Annotated in this window: 16 protein-coding genes; 12 read left to right on the top strand and 4 right to left on the bottom strand. The window is 38.1% G+C overall.

Going from position 1 to position 18,235, the window contains the following annotated elements:
* Positions 1-388 precede the first annotated feature (388 nt).
* From NSQ54_10205 to NSQ54_10180, 6 genes are all read left to right on the top strand, one after another.
* A complete protein-coding gene (locus NSQ54_10205; protein ID WYP28443.1) occupies positions 389-1,039 on the top strand; it encodes an MOSC domain-containing protein in 651 nt (216 codons plus the stop codon).
* A gap of 216 nt (positions 1,040-1,255) precedes the next feature.
* Positions 1,256-2,437, top strand: coding sequence for a NupC/NupG family nucleoside CNT transporter (locus tag NSQ54_10200; GenBank protein WYP28442.1), 1,182 nt, complete (start codon positions 1,256-1,258; stop codon positions 2,435-2,437).
* Positions 2,438-2,535: 98 nt separating this feature from the next.
* Positions 2,536-3,147: a hypothetical protein gene (locus tag NSQ54_10195; GenBank protein ID WYP28441.1), complete on the top strand. Its 612-nt coding sequence runs from the start codon at positions 2,536-2,538 to the stop codon at positions 3,145-3,147.
* Between the two features lie 81 nt (positions 3,148-3,228).
* Positions 3,229-4,221 (top strand): L-glyceraldehyde 3-phosphate reductase, encoded by a 993-nt coding sequence (gene mgrA, locus NSQ54_10190; GenBank protein ID WYP28440.1) that lies wholly within the window; start codon positions 3,229-3,231, stop codon positions 4,219-4,221.
* Between the two features lie 128 nt (positions 4,222-4,349).
* Positions 4,350-5,174 (top strand): methyl-accepting chemotaxis protein, encoded by an 825-nt coding sequence (locus NSQ54_10185; GenBank protein ID WYP28439.1) that lies wholly within the window; start codon positions 4,350-4,352, stop codon positions 5,172-5,174.
* 123 nt (positions 5,175-5,297) lie between these two features.
* Positions 5,298-6,122 (top strand): methyl-accepting chemotaxis protein, encoded by an 825-nt coding sequence (locus tag NSQ54_10180; GenBank protein ID WYP28438.1) that lies wholly within the window; start codon positions 5,298-5,300, stop codon positions 6,120-6,122.
* 43 nt (positions 6,123-6,165) lie between these two features.
* On the opposite strand, the gene NSQ54_10175 is transcribed toward NSQ54_10180, so the two are convergent.
* Positions 6,166-6,465: a hypothetical protein gene (locus tag NSQ54_10175; protein ID WYP28437.1), complete on the bottom strand. Its 300-nt coding sequence runs from the start codon at positions 6,463-6,465 to the stop codon at positions 6,166-6,168.
* 228 nt (positions 6,466-6,693) lie between these two features.
* Here NSQ54_10175 and NSQ54_10170 point away from each other — a divergent pair, with 228 nt between their 5' ends.
* From NSQ54_10170 to zwf, 4 genes are all read left to right on the top strand, one after another.
* Positions 6,694-9,075, top strand: coding sequence for a hypothetical protein (locus NSQ54_10170; GenBank protein ID WYP28436.1), 2,382 nt, complete (start codon positions 6,694-6,696; stop codon positions 9,073-9,075).
* Entirely contained in the window at positions 9,068-10,000 is a 933-nt protein-coding gene (locus NSQ54_10165; protein ID WYP28435.1) for an ABC transporter ATP-binding protein, read from the top strand. Before NSQ54_10170 ends, NSQ54_10165 begins: the two co-directional genes overlap by 8 nt.
* Positions 9,997-10,857, top strand: coding sequence for an ABC transporter permease subunit (locus NSQ54_10160; protein ID WYP28434.1), 861 nt, complete (start codon positions 9,997-9,999; stop codon positions 10,855-10,857). The genes NSQ54_10165 and NSQ54_10160 overlap by 4 nt, the downstream gene beginning before the upstream one ends.
* Positions 10,858-11,075: 218 nt before the next feature.
* A complete protein-coding gene (gene zwf / locus NSQ54_10155) occupies positions 11,076-12,563 on the top strand; it encodes a glucose-6-phosphate dehydrogenase (GenBank protein WYP28433.1) in 1,488 nt (495 codons plus the stop codon).
* A gap of 238 nt (positions 12,564-12,801) precedes the next feature.
* On the opposite strand, the gene gndA is transcribed toward zwf, so the two are convergent.
* Positions 12,802-14,214 (bottom strand): NADP-dependent phosphogluconate dehydrogenase, encoded by a 1,413-nt coding sequence (gene gndA / locus NSQ54_10150; GenBank protein ID WYP28432.1) that lies wholly within the window; start codon positions 14,212-14,214, stop codon positions 12,802-12,804.
* 140 nt (positions 14,215-14,354) lie between these two features.
* Positions 14,355-15,077, bottom strand: coding sequence for a class I SAM-dependent methyltransferase (locus NSQ54_10145; GenBank protein ID WYP28431.1), 723 nt, complete (start codon positions 15,075-15,077; stop codon positions 14,355-14,357).
* A gap of 94 nt (positions 15,078-15,171) precedes the next feature.
* On the opposite strand from NSQ54_10145, the gene NSQ54_10140 reads away from it, so the two are divergent.
* Both NSQ54_10140 and NSQ54_10135 read left to right on the top strand, forming a co-directional pair.
* Positions 15,172-15,546 carry a gamma-glutamylcyclotransferase gene (locus tag NSQ54_10140; protein ID WYP28534.1) on the top strand — a complete coding sequence of 125 codons (375 nt, stop codon included), beginning with the start codon at positions 15,172-15,174 and terminating at the stop codon, positions 15,544-15,546.
* Between the two features lie 352 nt (positions 15,547-15,898).
* Positions 15,899-17,002, top strand: a complete 1,104-nt coding sequence (locus tag NSQ54_10135; GenBank protein ID WYP28430.1) for a peptidoglycan-binding protein — start codon at positions 15,899-15,901, stop codon at positions 17,000-17,002.
* A 238-nt stretch (positions 17,003-17,240) separates the two neighbouring features.
* On the opposite strand, the gene NSQ54_10130 is transcribed toward NSQ54_10135, so the two are convergent.
* Positions 17,241-18,119, bottom strand: a complete 879-nt coding sequence (locus NSQ54_10130) for a cation diffusion facilitator family transporter (protein ID WYP28429.1) — start codon at positions 18,117-18,119, stop codon at positions 17,241-17,243.
* Positions 18,120-18,235 lie beyond the last annotated feature (116 nt).

Raw genomic sequence — 18,235 nt, 5'->3', positions numbered from 1 at the left:
TCCATTTATCTTTCAAAAGTCTTACAAGCATGTAAGATGTGTATGCGTGAAATCAAACCATGATTAATAAGATAGCACAAAAAAAGGTGGTTATTTCTCAAGCTTTTCTAAAGTTTTAATCAAGAAATTATGTAAAGCAGAAAAGTATAGTTGAATGACTTGGTGTATTACTTGAATAGTACACCGAAACAAAACAAAGCGCAACCATCTTTTGGAAGTGAATGATAAGATTATTATAATATTATTATGTAAACTTAATTTTAAGATTTAGGGTTTCAGAGCTTTTTTACGTTTACATGTAATACGACCTGTCTATCTATTTCGAAATTGTATGCCCATTCTTTAAATCATCTGATAAGATAAAATAAAAAGCATTTAAGGAGTTTTCATGGAAAATTATCAATTAGTACATGTTGCAGTCGGAAAGCCAAAAGTTATGCAATACGCTGGAAACAAAGAAATGAGTACGGCAATAAAAAAACAGACAACAGATCGGGTGTTACTTAAGGTAGACGGTTTTGAGGGAGACGGAGTAGCTGATTTAAAACATCATGGTGGGGTAGAACGCGCGGTTTGTTTTTATGCGGATGAACGTTATAAATACTGGAATGACATCTATCAAGATTCTCTTGATACAGCAGCCTTTGGTGAAAATATAACGGTTAGTGGAATGCTTGAAGACGAGGTTTGTATCGGCGATGTCTATCAAATTGGTGAGGCAATTGTAGTCATTACACAGGGGCGCGTCCCGTGTAACACAATTGATCGCAGGACTGGACTAGATGGGCTGTTCAAACAGATGATTGAAACAGGCTACACTGGCTACTTTGCAAAAGTAGTAGAAGAGGGAGTAATTACTTCAAACTCAGTGATTAGGCTGATTGATAAAGGTAAACAAAGAATTTCTGTCCTTCAAGCAAATCGTTTATTCTTTCAACAAGTAAAAGATAAAAATCAAATTGAGTTGCTTTTACAAGAAAAGGATTTAGCAGAGAAGTGGAGAATTCATTTTGAACGATTGTTATCAAAAATTCTCTAGCTAATGTTTAGAGCAAGCACTGAAACTTGGTGTTTGCTTTTTTGTTTGCAGAAATTCAAAAAAGGGCAAAGAGTAAGAAGAATTTTAGTATTAAAACATTTTATTTTACGCACGTTTTCTCTTGTATGTAGGGGGACTAATTATGTCATACTAACAAAGGGTCTGAGAGTCATTTGCTTAGAACCAGTTATGTTTGAAACGGAAGGATTGATGGATTTGAAGTATATTATTGGAGGACTTGGATTACTCCTCTTTTTGGTCATTGCCTGGCTTGCAAGTAGTAATAAAAAGCAGGTAAAACTACGTCCAATCATTGTTATGATTGTCTTGCAATTTATTTTAGGATACATACTACTCGTTACGAGTGTTGGACAATTTATCATTAGTGGGATAGCGAACGGATTTGAACGGTTGCTGAACTATGCTGCTGAAGGGATTCAATTTGTGTTTGGAGGTTTGATGAATCCAGGGGAATCTCCTTTTTTTATGAATGTGTTATTGCCTATTGTATTTATCTCTGCCTTAATCGGTATTCTACAGCATTGGAGAATTCTACCCTTCATTGTTAAATACATTGGATTTGCCTTAAGTAAAATAAATGGAATGGGTAAATTAGAATCCTACAATGCGGTGGCCTCAGCTATATTGGGACAATCTGAGGTATTTATTTCATTAAAAAAACAGCTACATCTACTACCTAAACACCGTATGTATACATTATGTGCATCTGCGATGTCTACCGTATCTATGTCAATTGTTGGAGCATATATGACCTTAATTAATCCGGCTTATGTTGTGACAGCTATTGTCTTAAACTTATTTGGTGGCTTTATTATCGCATCTATTATTAATCCGTATCACGTAACTGAGGAGGAGGATTTAATCGTCGTGGAAGAAGAAGAGAGACAATCCTTCTTCGAAATGCTAGGCGAATACATCATGGATGGTTTTAAAGTAGCCGTTGTGGTCGCCGCCATGCTTCTTGGTTTTGTCGCATTAATCGCGATGATTAACGGAATCTTTAATGCAATCCTCGGCATTTCATTCCAAGACTTACTTGGTTATATTTTTGCTCCATTTGCGTTCTTAATGGGTGTACCTTGGAATGAGGCTGTGTACTCAGGCAGCATTATGGCAACAAAGCTTGTCTCAAATGAGTTTGTCGCCATGCAAATTCTCTCTGAAGGTGCTGGTTCATTAAGTGATCGATCAGAAGCCATTGTATCTGTTTTCCTAGTATCCTTCGCTAACTTTTCGTCTATCGGAATTATATCCGGTGCAGTAAAAGGATTAAATGAAGAGAAGGGGAATATGGTTGCCAGGTTTGGTTTAAAGTTATTATTTGGAGCCACCTTAGTTAGCTTCCTAACTGCTACAGTTGTTGGATTAATCTATTAATCCTGAGCTGCAAAACATAAAATGTTTTGCAGCTTTTTTTATTCATGAGTGCCGTATTGTGCTATGATTGATAAAATAATCCAATATCGGGGTGACATATGATTCGTAACAAATGGTTACTTTTAGGGTCCATTTTTATTTTTATTTTACTGGTTTTATATCGGCTTCCTTCTCCGAATGTTCGGTTTGTAGGCTCTGGATCAAGTGATCTATTTCTTTTTAATCTAAGCAGTCGCACGGGAGTACAGCTTTTAGAGTGGGTGTCCTTCATTCTTTTTATCTTAGCTATTGTTCTTTTTGTTCGCTCGCTCTCTAATCATCGTGCTGTTCTCACCGTCTTGATGGTTATCGTTGTTGGTTGGTTGCCAATGAAAGTCGTTCATTTATATCAATATACCTTGGCCACAGGGGTGGATGCTTTGTCTTATAATGACGAGGAATCCACTTGTACGTATGATGGAAGGGACACCATGTGTGAGGTGGAGCTTAAAAATCATTCTTCAGATGAAGTGAACTTCCAATTAAATATATATGATAATTATCAGACAGATGGATTTCTTTTATACGAGTGGGAACACATTCAATTAAAACCGAGATCAACTCACATGATTGAAATAAATCAAACATCATCCGATGACGTAGATATGAGTGGATATACCAACTCTTTTAACATCCAAATCCGTGATGGAGATAAGGAACGAGATTTATAAAAACACGAGTTCACAGGAGACTCTTATGTCTTATTGTGATACTCTATAAAATAATGATAACGCTTACGAGGAGATGGTTATTTGAGTTACGTTGCTGCTGAACAAAGATACAGTACTATGCCTTACCGTCGAACGGGCAATTCCGGTTTAAAACTACCTGCCTTGTCACTTGGGCTATGGCACAACTTTGGTGGTGTAGATTCATATGAGAATGGTCGTGCGATGGTAAGGAGTGCATTTGATCATGGGATTACTCATTTTGATTTAGCGAATAATTATGGACCTCCTGCAGGTTCAGCAGAGGAAATGTTTGGGCGAATTCTTCAAACGGACTTTGCACCGTATCGGGATGAGCTTATTATCTCTTCAAAAGCAGGCTATTATATGTGGCCAGGTCCTTACGGAGAGTGGGGCTCTAAGAAAAACCTCATTGCAAGTCTTGACCAAAGCTTACAGCGGATGAAATTAGATTATGTTGATATTTTTTATTCTCATCGACCAGATCCGGATACGCCATTAGAAGAAACGATGGGTGCCTTGCATCAAATCGTTCGTCAGGGGAAAGCCCTCTATGTTGGCATATCAAGTTATAGTCCTGCCGAAACGAAAGAAGCCGCTCGCATTCTTGCTGATCTAGGAACACCACTCCTCATCCATCAACCGAACTATTCCATGCTAAATCGCGGAATAGAAGATGAGTTACTAGGAGTATTAAACGAAAATGGAGTAGGCTCTATTGCATTTTGTGCGTTAGCACAGGGGCTTTTAACGAACAAATACTTAGACGGATCTGTGCCTCTTGATTCACGGGCGGGTGGAGCAAGTCGTTTCCTTAGTCAAGAACAAATCAATCAAGATGTGGTCAATCGCTTAAACCGATTAAACGAGATTGCACATGAACGAGGTCAAACGCTTGCACAAATGTCATTAGCCTGGGTGCTTAGAGAAGGGCAAATCACATCAGCACTAATCGGGGCAAGCAGAGTCAGTCAAATTAAGGAGAATGTTCAAGCTCTAAAGAATCTGTCATTCTCGACTGAAGAATTAAAGGAGATTGATTTAATCCTACAATAATTCCTTTTATTCTCTAAACATAGTTTTACACGGGTTTTCTGTACTTTTTGTTGAGACTTATCTACACGAATGAAACCCTTCTTCCGATATATTCTTCATATGTTGATAGATAGAGAGGAAGTATGGGAATGGAGTTTGTTGAAGGTTTAACGAAAAATATGCCATTGTTAAAAAAAGCGTTCAAAGGTGATGTGGCTTTGAGCCTATTTGACAAAGAAAAGATCATATTTTTTAGTGGAAGTGCCACCCTTGATATTAATGCGAAAGCAGGGGATCCGCTTGAAAAAGGCTTTGAAAATTTTAGTTGCATTAATAATAATGATGTAACCTATACTGTGATACCAGAAGAACTCTATGGACATGCGTATGATATTACGTATATCCCCTTTTTAGATAATGATAATCAAATCTTGGCCGTACTAAGTATAAACATCAGTCGTCGGGAACTCGATCGAATTGAAGAATTGATGGGGGAAACCTCGGAGATTTCAGATCAGCTTCTAAGTGGAATTCAGCAGGTTGCTGCGCATTCACAGCAGCTATCTGCAACCTCAGACCAGCTATTAAAAAATGCAGTAAAAACGGTAGATCAATCAAACGCAGTGGCTGAAGTGACGAATTTTATTGGCGATATATCAAGACAGACAAACCTGATTGGCTTAAATGCAGCAATAGAGGCGGCAAGAGTAGGTCAAGCGGGTGCAGGCTTTGGAGTAGTTGCAACAGAAGTCCGCAAACTTTCAGATGAAACAAAAAAAGCAGCCAATCAAATTGATCAGACGTTGTCGAACATTCAAGGGTCCATTAAACAAATGCAACAGGAAATCAGTGATATTACAGATGCATCAAATGATCAAGCCCAGTTAGTGACAGATTTCATGAAAAACATAGAGACACTTAACCAACAAAATCAAGAATTTAAAAAATATGTTCAGTCATTAAATGATTTATAACGTAATTAGCCTTCTTAGTGAGAAATCATTAGGAGGGCTTCTTTTTAATTTGTAAGATGTTGTTAAGTAAATGAATGGAATAGCCGATATAAAAAAAGTATTTCTAGAAAGGGGTAGATGAAAATGACTATCGTTGATGGATTAGTTGCGAGTATGCCATTTATAAAGCAAATGCTTAAAGGGGATGTCGCATTATCTGTATATGATCATGAAAAAGTATTATACTGGTGTGACAGTGATTCTTTAAAAATTGGCCAAAAACCAGGGGATCCTCTAGTTGAACCACATACAAATTTTAAAGATATTAAAAATAACGATGTAACGTATGGGGAGATTCCAGAGGAATTATTTGGAGTGGCCTTTGATGTGGTATTTGTTCCAATAAAAGATGAGACAGGACAGATTGTTGCTATTTTAACAGCGAACTTTAGTCACAAAAACAAAAAGAAGTTAAATGAATTAATGAGCCAGACGTCAGCGATTTCAGATAATTTGTTGAGCGGGATCCAACAAGTAGCTGCACATTCTGAACAACTTTCAGCTACATCTGATCAGTTATTGAAAAATGCTGTAAAAACAGTAGATGAATCAGGCAGTGTTGCTGAGATTACAAACTTTATTGGTGATATATCCAGACAGACAAACTTAATTGGGTTAAATGCAGCGATTGAGGCCGCACGTGTGGGTCAAGCGGGTGCAGGCTTCGGCGTCGTAGCAACAGAAGTTCGTAAGCTTTCTGATGAAACAAAAAAAGCGGCCAATCAGATTGATGAAAATGTATCAAATGTACAAAACTCGGTTAAACGAATGCAAGAAGAAATTAGTGACATTTCGAGTGCTTCATCTGATCAGGCGCAATTGGTTGCCACATTTATGGAAAATATAGAATCATTAAACGAACAAAATAAGCGATTTGAAAAATTCGTTAAAGATTTAAATAGCGTATGACGTCATCCTCTATACATAATCAAACAAACGGCAAACTTCACGTTCATTCGTAACGAGTTTGTCGTTTGTTTAATTGGCGCTGGCCTAAAGCCAGCAAATGACAGGACGTCATTTGCTGTAATTGCTTCTCATACCATTCAGGTAAAGGAAATGAAACGACTTGTTCCTCACTTGTCCATTGAATAGCTTCTTCTTCAACTAATACATCTAATATCCTGTAGAGTTCCTCGCGTTCCAATGAATGTTCTATTAAAAAATCATGCAGAGTTGTCGTTTTCCCTAACTCGCTATTTGAATAAACATGTCTTTTTATAGTCTCTTTTTTTCTTAAGATCGAGCTCATTCTCTAATCCTCCACGTTCATTTATTCCCTCATTAACAAATATTCTATTAATTCCTTCTATTTCCTCTACATTTCTTACGACACTTATCTGCAAAAAACTTCGGTTGTTTCGACGGATTCTGACATTTGATTAAAAGAATTTAGAAAAACTTGAGAAAAAAACAAAAACAATTATGCTATCTTAAAAGAAGAGTGAGGAAAGATTTTGAGCGGAAAGCGGGAATTGTAATGAGTAAAAAAAGCTTAATTTGTATCATTATTGTGATGCTAGCACTTATCATGTTTCCGGTCACAGTTAAAGCTGATCATGAAAGAGACTTATCAATTCAGATGGATATAGGCTTCGAGAACAAAGCAAACCCTTATACTGGATTCCCCGTTGTTGTCACAATAATCAATGTAAGTGACCGGGATATTTCAGGAGATTTAGCTTTTAGTATCAGTCCTTCAAGTTCAACAGAACCAACAGATTTCTTACATTCTGTTGATATACCTGCGCAATCAGATACATCTTTTACTGTAAGTATTCCGAGTTTTGATTACACGGCTATGACCGGGACGACGACAGTCAAAACGATTCGTTTTTATGAAGGTGGCTGGGATGATGGAGAGGAATTGCTGTTTGAAGGGAAAAGCCTTCTAACAGCTACAGGTATTCATAGTGAAGATTTAGTGATTGGAGTTCTTTCTTCATCTATAGAGCAGGTAGAAACGTTAAAATCAATGAAGCTAACAGCCGATCATCGATATGATGTAGTTGAAGTCAAACCCGAACAAATTCCGGAAATTGGAACGGGCTTAAATATGTTGTCTGTTTTACTTATTTCTGATTATGAACTGAATCTTTTAAATGAAAAGCAACAAAGGGTTATTCACTCGTGGGTGAACGAAGGAGGAACCTTATTATTAACTGGAGATGTTAAGGGTAGTGAACAATCTATGTTTGCCTCTGAGCTTCCTTTACAAGAACTTGGGGAAGAAGTGGAGGTAAATACGAATTTTCTAAAGAAACTTACGAATGTTGATTACAGTGAAGAGACTATTCAATTACAAAAAGGTACTCTTCGTGAGGGATCCATGATTCACTCACAAACAGAAGAAGAAGAACCTGTTTTAATTAGTATTAAAAGTGGTAAGGGCGAGTTGGCACAATTACTACTAAGTCCACTTAATAGTGATTTCGAAGAATGGGAAGGGTCAGAGAAGGCATGGAGTCAATGGTTTAACCCCTTTGTTAAAAATGGTCCAACGTTTTATGGTGGATCAGAATATGACAATTACGGTTACACCTTTACGAGTATTTCAAGCTTATTCCCGTCCTCCTTTATCCCAATTAAAAATCTTGTGATGGTGTTTGCTGGATATGTTCTTATCTTGTGTCCTTTACTTTACTTTATCTTAAGAAGAGCAGACAAACGCGAGCATGCATGGTGGATCCTCCCTGGGATTTCCATCATTTTATGCCTTATGATATTTATCGTAGGCGGGAGGGACCGAATTAAAGATCATCAACTAAATGAAAATGTAGTTATGAGTGTAGACCATACTGGTGTCGGATACGGAACCGGCAGCGTATCATTTTTAAATAATAAAAAAGGGAGCTATTCGTTAGCATTTAAAGATCAAGATTACACACCTGTTCCTTTAATTGATAATCTATTTTTTAACACATTAGATAAGAAAAGAAACTCTAGTGTAGTCCACTCGGATAAAGAACAGATACTTACTTTTGAAAATCGAGAATTTTGGTCTATCTCTAATGCAGTTGGATCAATTTCAAATGTAGAGGCTGGAATGTTTGAAACAGATTTAACGTTTAAGAACAATGAAATTGAAGGGACAATCACAAATCAGACCAAATTCGATTATGAAGCCATCTACTTCATGGCAGGTACTGAGAAAGTCACACTTGGACCACTTAACACAGGAGAATCAAAGCAGGTTTCATTTACGCTAGCTGGAAAGACATTATTTACACCTACTAATAACAGTTATGCTTATGATTATGAAGAAGATTTAACATTGCCAGAGCTTGTTGAAAATAGGCTGTTTGAGGCTTCTTTCTCAGATGAGATCTATTCAAAAGGATTACCTGCTATTGCTGGCTTATCAAAGGATTCAATTCTACATCCATTATTAAATGGAAGCGAGGGCATTCTTAAAGTTAACAACTTAATCATTCAACCAGTGAATGTTCAATCAGAACAACAGGGTCAGCTTTCATTAGATAATAAAGATCTCATGCCCTCAGGATATAGTTATACAGGTGATATTTACTTTGAAGAGGAAGTTGCTTTGGGTGAACGAACGATTTTTGCTGAAAATGGACAATACGAGCTGATGTTTTCAGTTCCTACTGATTTAATGGAGGATTCATTTGTTTTTAATGAATTGAGCCTTTCCGTTATCAGTAGCTCAGACTCGATTGTTCAACTGTATAATGTGAAGGACGAAACCTATGAGGACATTTCTGGTCAAGTGACATTCGATGATCCAACACTCTATATCGATGATTGGGGAGATATTCAACTTAAATTGAATAAAAACGATTCAAGAGACACTTTAAATATACCTCAGATTAACTTGAAAGGTGAATTTAAGAATGATTGAAACCATAGATCTGACAAAGCGTTACGGATCGAATACGGCACTTAACGGGCTAAATATTCATGTGAAAAAAGGGACGGTTTACGGGCTAGTTGGACAGAACGGGGCAGGCAAATCAACTACGTTCCAAATTCTAGCAACGTTAATGGTTCCGACTTCTGGTACGGCCTTAATCGATGGAATTGATGTGAGTGCAAACCCTTCAGAAGTTAGACGTAAAATTGGTTACATGCCAGATTTCTTTGGGGTATATGATCAATTACGAACATCCGAGTATTTAGATTTTTATGGTGCAAGTTATGGATTGTCGATTTCAGAGCGTAAGAAACTGATTCCAGAATTACTAGAACTTGTTCAACTATCTCATAAAATAAATGATTACGTTGATGTGCTGTCTCGAGGAATGAAGCAGAGGTTATGTTTAGCAAGATGTCTCATTCATAATCCTGAGGTACTTATCTTAGATGAACCAGCATCGGGCTTAGACCCACGGGCGCGAGTTGAAATGCGCGACATTCTACGCAGCTTAAAGTCAATGAATAAAACCATTATCATTTCTTCTCATATTTTACCCGAGCTTGCAGAGATGTGTGATCAAATAGGTGTTGTAGACCAAGGAACGTTAGTCGCGAATGGTAGTGTAAGTGATATTCATGATAAACTTCAACAACAAAAAGTGATACAAATTCGGACATTTGGTGCGCATGTTGAGGTCATATCCTTTCTAGAGAGGGAAGAGGATGTATTGAGTATTCATACCTTGAAGGAAGGCGAAATTGAATTTGAATATAAGGGCTCTGACTTTGATCAGAAGGACCTGCTAAAGCGAGCGATTGAAGCAAACTTACCATTATTGAGCTTCAACCAGGTTGACACTGATTTAGAGGATATCTTTATGGATATCACAAAAGGAGTGGACAACCGATGAATAAATGGATAAACAATCCCGTGTTAATGAAAGAAATAAAGTTAAGATTCCGCTCGTTTAAAAGCTATCTAGGTATCGCAATCTACTTAACAGTGCTTGGTTTACTCGTCCTTGGGTATATGGGTGCGTATATGAGCTTTGATGCAAATCATGCCTTTCAGCCTGCGGAAAGTAGGGGGATCTTTCTAGTTCTTTGTTTGTTTCAACTCGCTTTATTTATTTTTGTGACACCAGGATTAACAGCAGGTGTTATTAGTTCCGAGAGAGAGCGTCAAACACTCCCTATTCTATTAACGACCGCTCAATCTTCTTCAGTTATTATTATTAGTAAAATGATCGCTTCGCTTGCTTATTTATTGGTTTATCTCATTGCATCTTTGCCGTTATATACAATGGTCTTTCTTTATGGTGGAGTTTCACCTTCACTTTTACTATCAGCAATCGGTATATTTGTTCTTACTATGATAACAATCGCAGCTATTGGTATTTGGACATCGACCTTTTTTCAAAAAACGATTGTTTCGATGGTCTCTTCATATGGGATAGCTTTCTTTCTAACGGGAGGATTTGCGTTAATTACGTTGATGATGAGTATTTTTGGAGATGCCTATACAGTAGATGGGGCAGGCTTTCCATGGCCTTTTATCCTTGCATCCATTAACATTCCAATTATGCTCTACGGATTATTTGATCAATCCCCACTAATCCTTCTTCAGGAGTACTCCGGTTGGAGCTTTAGTCCGTGGTGGTTTTTTGTGAGCTTTTATCTGTTGCTTATCTCACTCCTGTTGTTTACTGCCATTCGTAGGTTAAGACCGCGGATGAAAAAATCAGGAACAACACCGTCATACGAATAGTTTAAGCGATCTAGAGTTACAACTATATAAGATGACGTTTACATCTGTCAGCTTGCCCTCATCTTGGCAAGCTGATTTACTTTTTTTAAAATTAATAAGCAGAGAAATTTCTAAAAATGAGATTTTGCTGTATACTAATTGAAGTTTGGTAGTAATATTACTTCCTTACATAACCAAAAGTAAAGATTGAACAACTTTAGTCAGAAAAGAGGTATCTTATGCAAAACAGTGAGCAGCCTAAATCAATTATTGTTATTTTTGGAGCAACAGGAGATCTGGCTAAAAGAAAGCTATTTCCTTCACTTTTTCGTTTATTTCAGCAAGGTAGCATTAGCGAGCAATTTGCCGTTGTTGGGATAGGAAGAAGAGAATGGTCAGATGAGACACTCAGAAATCAAGTAAGAGAGTCCATCCAATCAGAAATCAAGGGCGATCATACAAACTTAGATGAGTTTTGTAATCAATTCTATTACAAGCCATTTAATGTAACGAGCCAGGAATCATATACAGATTTGAAAAACATGCTTGAAACACTCGATGAGCGTTATCAAATTGGTGGAAACCGTATTTTCTACATGGCGATGGCCCCAGAGTTCTTTGGAACAATTGCTCAATACCTGAAATCTGAAGGTGTTACCGATACTGAAGGATGGACAAGGCTTGTGATCGAAAAGCCGTTTGGTCACGATCTACCTTCAGCTGAGAAATTAAACAGTGAAATCCGTGAAGCCTTCCATGAAGACGAAATTTATCGGATTGATCATTACTTAGGTAAAGAGATGGTTCAAAATATTCAGGTGATTCGTTTTGCAAATGCAGTGTTTGAACCTTTATGGAACAATCAGCACATTGCGAACATTCAAGTAACGTCAAGTGAACAGCTTGGTGTTGAGGATCGTGGTGGGTATTATGAGAATTCTGGTGCTCTTAGAGACATGGTACAAAACCACTTAATGCAAATGGTCACACTTCTTGCAATGGAGCCACCATTACGTCTTAGCACGGAAGAAATTCGTAGTGAAAAAATTAAGGTGTTACGTGCATTAAGACCGATCAGAAACCAAAAGGTCATTGAATCCTTTGTTCGAGCACAATACGGCCAAGGAACATATAAAGGGGAGTCTGTTCAAGGATACTTAAAAGAAAACAATGTATCGCCAGAATCTCAAACTGAAACATATGTAGCAGGAAAATTATTAATTGATAACTACCGCTGGGCAGGTGTGCCTTTCTACATTCGAACAGGAAAACGTATGGCAGCTAAATCAACAAAGATTGTGATTGAATTCAAGCCACAACCACATAATCTATATCATGACAAAGTTGAGAACAATGGTGCCAACCTGCTTGTTATTCACATTCAACCGGATGAAGGCATGAGCTTAATGCTTAACGGGAAGAAAATCGGTACAACAGGTGATACTAGTCCAGTTAACTTAAATTATTCGAACAATGGCATAGACGGAATTAATACGCCGGAAGCCTACGAACGTTTACTTTATGATTGCATGATTGGTGACGCGACAAACTTTGCGCATTGGGATGAGGTTAATCTTTCATGGGCCTATATTGACGCAATTAGTGAAGCATGGGATGAAGACCAAACCAAGCTTCCATCCTATCCATCTGGATCCATGGGACCAAAAGAAGCGGACGAGCTACTTGAGGGCGACGGATTCAAATGGTGGCCTATTGAGGACATGTAGTAAACGTAGCAATGAGTTTGGGACAAAACTAAAAATGAACTAGTAAATGGCGAATGATTCGATTGAAGAATCATTCGCCATTTGTGATTTTAATTGAACAAGCGGAGGGAGAACCCGATTCTCCTGGAACGGATTATGTGCTATATTCGTGTTTTGCTTTTTTTTAAATGATAATAAAAAAGGTAAATGATTCAGTGACGAATCATTTACCTTTTATTTTTAGGTAAGAATCTTGTGCTTAAGACTCTAACCAGTTTGTGTGGAATACGCCATCTTCGTCAATACGTTTGTACGTATGGGCTCCAAAGTAATCACGTTGAGCTTGTAGAAGGTTTGCAGGCAATGTTTCTGAACGATAGCTATCATAGTATGACAGGGCGCTAGCGAAGCCTGGAGTAGGCAAACCAGTCTGAGCAGCAAGTGATACGATGTCACGTAATGATTGCTGATAGTTCTTCGCAATGTCCACGAAATAAGAGTCTAGAAGCAGATTGTTTAATTGAGGCTCTTTTTCGTATGCATCCATGATGTTTTGTAGGAAGCCAGCACGGATAATGCAACCACCACGGAAAATACTTGCGATTTGGCCATATTGAAGATCCCAATTAAATTCCTCAGAGGCAAAGCGTAGCTGAGAGAAGCCTTGAGCGTATGAGATAACCTTACTGAAATATAACGCTTGGCGAATGGACTCAATCCACTCTTCACGTGTTGCTTCAGCAGGGCTACCCGCGGCTTTTGGTAGAATTGTACTTGCTTTTTTACGTTCGTCCTTCATGGCAGAGACAAAACGCGCAAACACAGATTCTGTGATAATTGGAAGTGGAACACCTAGATCAAGTGAATTTTGACTTGTCCATTTTCCTGTTCCTTTTTGAGCAGCCGTATCAAGAATAACATCAACAAGAGGTTTTCCTGTTTTCTCATCAATCTTCGTGAAGATATCAGCTGTAATCTCAATTAGATAGCTATTCAGTTCACCATCGTTCCATTCCTTGAATGTTTGGTGTAACTCTTCGGATGACATGCCTAGATGCTCTCTCATTAACCAGTAGGCTTCACAAATGAGTTGCATGTCTCCATATTCAATACCATTATGAACCATTTTCACATAATGACCTGCGCCATCTGGTCCGATATAAGTGGTACAAGGTTCGCCGTTTACTTTTGCAGAAATCTTTTCAAACATAGGGCGAACAAGCTCGTATGCTTCTTTTTGTCCACCAGGCATGATTGAAGGTCCTTTTAACGCTCCTTCTTCACCACCTGAAACGCCAGTTCCGATAAAGTGGATGCCTGATTTTGCGAGTGTTTCATTTCGACGAATGGTATCAGTATAATATGTATTTCCACCATCCATAACAATATCATTAGGCTCCAATAGAGGAACTAATTCATTAATGACAGAATCGGTAACGGCACCAGCTTGTACCATTAATAAAATTTTCTTAGGGCTCTCTAATGAAGAAACAAATTCCTGAAGGCTAAATGTACCAACAAGTCGTTCCTTTTTTTCGAGTTCCACGATGCGTTTTACACGCTCAGTTGAAACATCGTACATTGAAACGGAATACCCGTGACTTTCAAGGTTTAGTGCAAGGCTTTTACCCATTACGCCAACACCAATAATACCAATGTTTTGTTTTTCCATGAATCCAGTCTTCCTTCCTACAGCAAAATATCTATCCTTAAGAATATACCACAACCCTTGTGAGCGCTCAAATAAACAAGATTATTATTAAGTGAGACGAACCAAAACAGAATCTGCGATTGCCTGTCTTGGTCCAGTGCTTAAGACTTAACAGCTATAACAAGTAAAAACGCTAATTTTGATGCAAAAAGTTGATTGACTTTATGATGTTGCTGCCAGACTTCTTGTAGAGAAGAGTCTAAAACATCCGATGGGAAGAAATCATTTTCGTTATCTGTTTGTTGCTGCATTAAATTTGAGATTGGTTCAACCTTCCATTGTTCAATGTGTGAGAAGCCAGCATTTATTAACTGTTCCCTCCATTGACCGGCGGTGAGCAGATCTTTCGTCTGATAAAATTCCTGGAAAGATATGCGTTCTGTTTTAGTTGTCGGTTTATGCTGAACCATTTCATTAAGAATGAGTCGTCCACCAGGGTGCAAAACTCGATTAAACTCAGTTAGAGTAGCAGGGATATTTGTGAACGCAGTAACCGATTCAGACAGCACATACTCAAAACAGTCGTTTGAAAACGGCAATTGTTCAACTGATGCTTCCTTTAACGTAACATCCTGATCCAGCATATTAAATCGATTTCGGGCTTTTTCAACCATTAATGGATGATTGTCTACTGCACTTACGTGACATTTAAAGGTAGAATAAAGGTAAGAAGAAGTTTGTCCAGTTCCACAGCCTGCATCTAAAACATGATGAGCCGGATTTATTTTAAGTTGATGTAAAAGGTTTTTTGTTAATAGAAAACCTCCAGGATGAGCACTTCCGATTCCATACTCAGCCAAAAGATCCATATACGTGTGACGCATCATACACCTCTTTTTTTATACAGCCTATGCAATATTCAGAAAATCTGATACTTTAAATAAAAACAGAATAATCGAAGGATGATGACAAGTGCCAATGCTTTTTGTATATGGAACCCTTTTAAAATATGAATCAAATAGTCATTTGCTAGTTGGAGCAGCTTGTATTGATTCCAGTTGCTTTATTTATGGGGAACTATATGACACGAGTTTAGGGTACCCAGCTGTGTGCGTGGATGAGACGAGCCATACCGTTTGGGGAGAATTATATGAAGTAACAGACGAAATCCTTCTTAAAATTGATGCATTAGAAGGGTATATAGGAGACGAACTAAAGAATGATTACAATCGAGTTGAACTTAATGTGTATCGGAAGGTAGGCGTGAGTCAAGCACTGGTGTATGTATTCCCGGCGATGAAAACCGCACATTTATCCTTAATCAAATCAGGTTGTTGGAGAGAACGTGTATAAAATAAGGCTGTCGAATCATGCTTATATAACAGGATCGTTACAGGTGTGACATGTTAAGCGGGTTAAAATGAGGCGAAATCTGTTGAAATCCTTATTTTTAGCTCATTTTCACTAGGATAATAGGTTAAATATTATTGCACTACATAAAATGCGGTATAAATCTCTGTAATTGTGTGTAAATCTCAAATTAAAGGCTTGTCAATAGACCAAATATTGGAATGAAAATGTCCCTCCTTTGACTTTTATTACATTAAGATTTCAATTCGTTTAATTAGGTCACCAAAGGATTGATAGATTTCTGACGGACTGGTACTGTATGTGGCAGTGGTTGAAATCAAAGGAGGTTGGCAATATGAATGCTAAAATTCCATTTAAAACACTTCGTTATGTAACGTTACCAGTAGCGACAGCTGGATTTGTCTTGTTTGCTTCACCGAGTATCTCGGAAGCGAGCAGTTTTGATACCCTAAATAAGGGAGATGAAGGTAAGAACGTTGAACAACTACAAGAGTTGTTATCCGATAGAGGATTCTTCACTGATGAAATAAATGGCACGTTCACAATTGAAACTCAAAATGCAGTAAAAGCATTTCAAGAGAAATATCAGTTAGAATCTGACGGAGTAGCCGGAGCTCAAACAGTAGGTGCACTTCATGTACTATCTGAAGGTGATACTGGAGAGATTGTTGAAGAACTACAAGGCCAGTTAAATGTGCTTGGTTTTCTAAACGGTGGTCAAGACGGGATTTTTGGACCAAATACGAAAGAAGCCGTTAAATCATTCCAGTCGCAGCATAATCTTTCTGTAGACGGAATTGCTGGACCAAATACATTTAAAGAGCTTTACTATACAGCATCAGAAAAAGTGATTGAGCAAAAAACGGAAACAAAAGCCGAAGAAGTAACCGCTGAACCAGAAACTCAGGAAACCACTACTGAGACGGAACAGCCACAACAACAAGAAGAAGTTGCAGAGCAAGCTGAGCCTGTACAAGAATCAGAGCCAGCCACAGAAGAGGCACCTGCAGAAGTACAAGAAGAAACAGCTGCAGAGGAACCTGCACAAGAACAACCTGTACAAGAAGAATCTGTCACAGAAGAATCAACTCAAGCTGAGGAATCTGTTGAAGAAACACAAACTAGTAATCAATCAAGTGAAGCAACTGGTCAAACCATTCAAGTTGAAGCTACAGCTTATACAGCGAACTGTGCTGGATGCAGTGGTGTAACAGCTACAGGTATTGACTTAAATGCAAATCCAAATCAAAAAGTCATTGCTGTTGATCCAAGCGTGATCCCTCTCGGTTCTCGTGTATATGTTGAAGGGTACGGAGAAGCAATCGCTGGTGATACCGGTGGGGCAATTAATGGAAACAAAGTAGACCTTTATATGCAGTCGCACGGTGATGCTGTATCATTTGGTCGCAAAACAATCAATGTAACCATTCTAGATTAATGGAAGAAAGGCGGGGTCTTTGACCTCGTCTTCTTTATTAATATTTACCCGCTCGCAAACCTTATAAACTATTTTTTCAGAATGTTTTAAAATCAAAAACAGATTCTGGAACGTTATTAAAATCAATACACAAATGGCGAATGATTCGATTACAGAATCATTCGCCATTTGTGATTTAAACAAGCAGAAAGCATTCTCCTGTAGAAGATATATTGCTATTTTACTATCCACATCAATATTAGTCTTTTTTTGCTTGGTTTGAAGGCTCTACATGAACATGTGTATACGAAATATTATGTTTCTCTCTCATTATTGCTTCAACCCGGTCAGCAATTTGATGACTTTCTTGTACATTAAGATCAGGATGGACTTCAATGACAACATCAGCGTAAATGCTGGAACCGACCTGTCTAGCTTTTACATGTTTTAAGGCCTCAACATGGTGAATCACTTCTATTGTTTCCCGGTACATATTTAAATCTTGTTCATTAAATCCATCGGTTAATGAAAGTGTAGCCTTTTGAAAAATATCAAAAGCTGTATAACAAATTAATAAGCCAATAATCAAAGCAGTAGCCGTATCTAACCATGCGATGTTCCACTGAGAGGCAAGAATACTAATCGTTGCACCGACGCTAACAAGTGCATCAGAGCGGTTATCAGCGGCAATGGCATAAAGCGCCTGACTGTTTACTTCTGATGCAAGGTTTTTATTGTATCGATAAACCCCAAACATAATGAGAGCGCACGCAGCTCCAACCCAACCAGCTATAGGATCTGGTGGCGGTTGTTCAGCCATAAAGGATCGTACAGCCTCCACCAATACTTGTAAACCGATGGCAGCCATAATAAACGCTGCAAAAAGCGATGCGATATGTTCAGCTCGAAAATGACCATAAGGATGATTGGCATCAGGTGGCTTTTGTGAGATACGCAACCCAATTAAAACAGCTATCGATGCCACAATATCTGTGACATTGTTTAGGCCATCTGCACGCAATGCATCGGAGAAGAAAAGAGTACCTATCACAAGCTTTACCGCTGATAACACAAGATAGACAATAATGCTCAGCCATGCACCTTTTTCACCTTTTTTTAACTGGCTATAACGTTCCATTTTAAGCCTCTCTTTCAACAGTAAAGTTGTACTCCATGTATCGTAACAACCTGATACCGAGTGGGTCTATAGCAAGATGATTAGCCAAAGTCAGTATTCTAGGGTAAAGAAAAGTA

This window comes from Alkalihalobacillus sp. FSL W8-0930 (assembly GCA_037965595.1).
GTDB lineage: Bacteria > Bacillota > Bacilli > Bacillales > Bacillaceae_D > Alkalicoccobacillus.
This window is presented reverse-complemented; position numbering and strand designations above follow the sequence as displayed.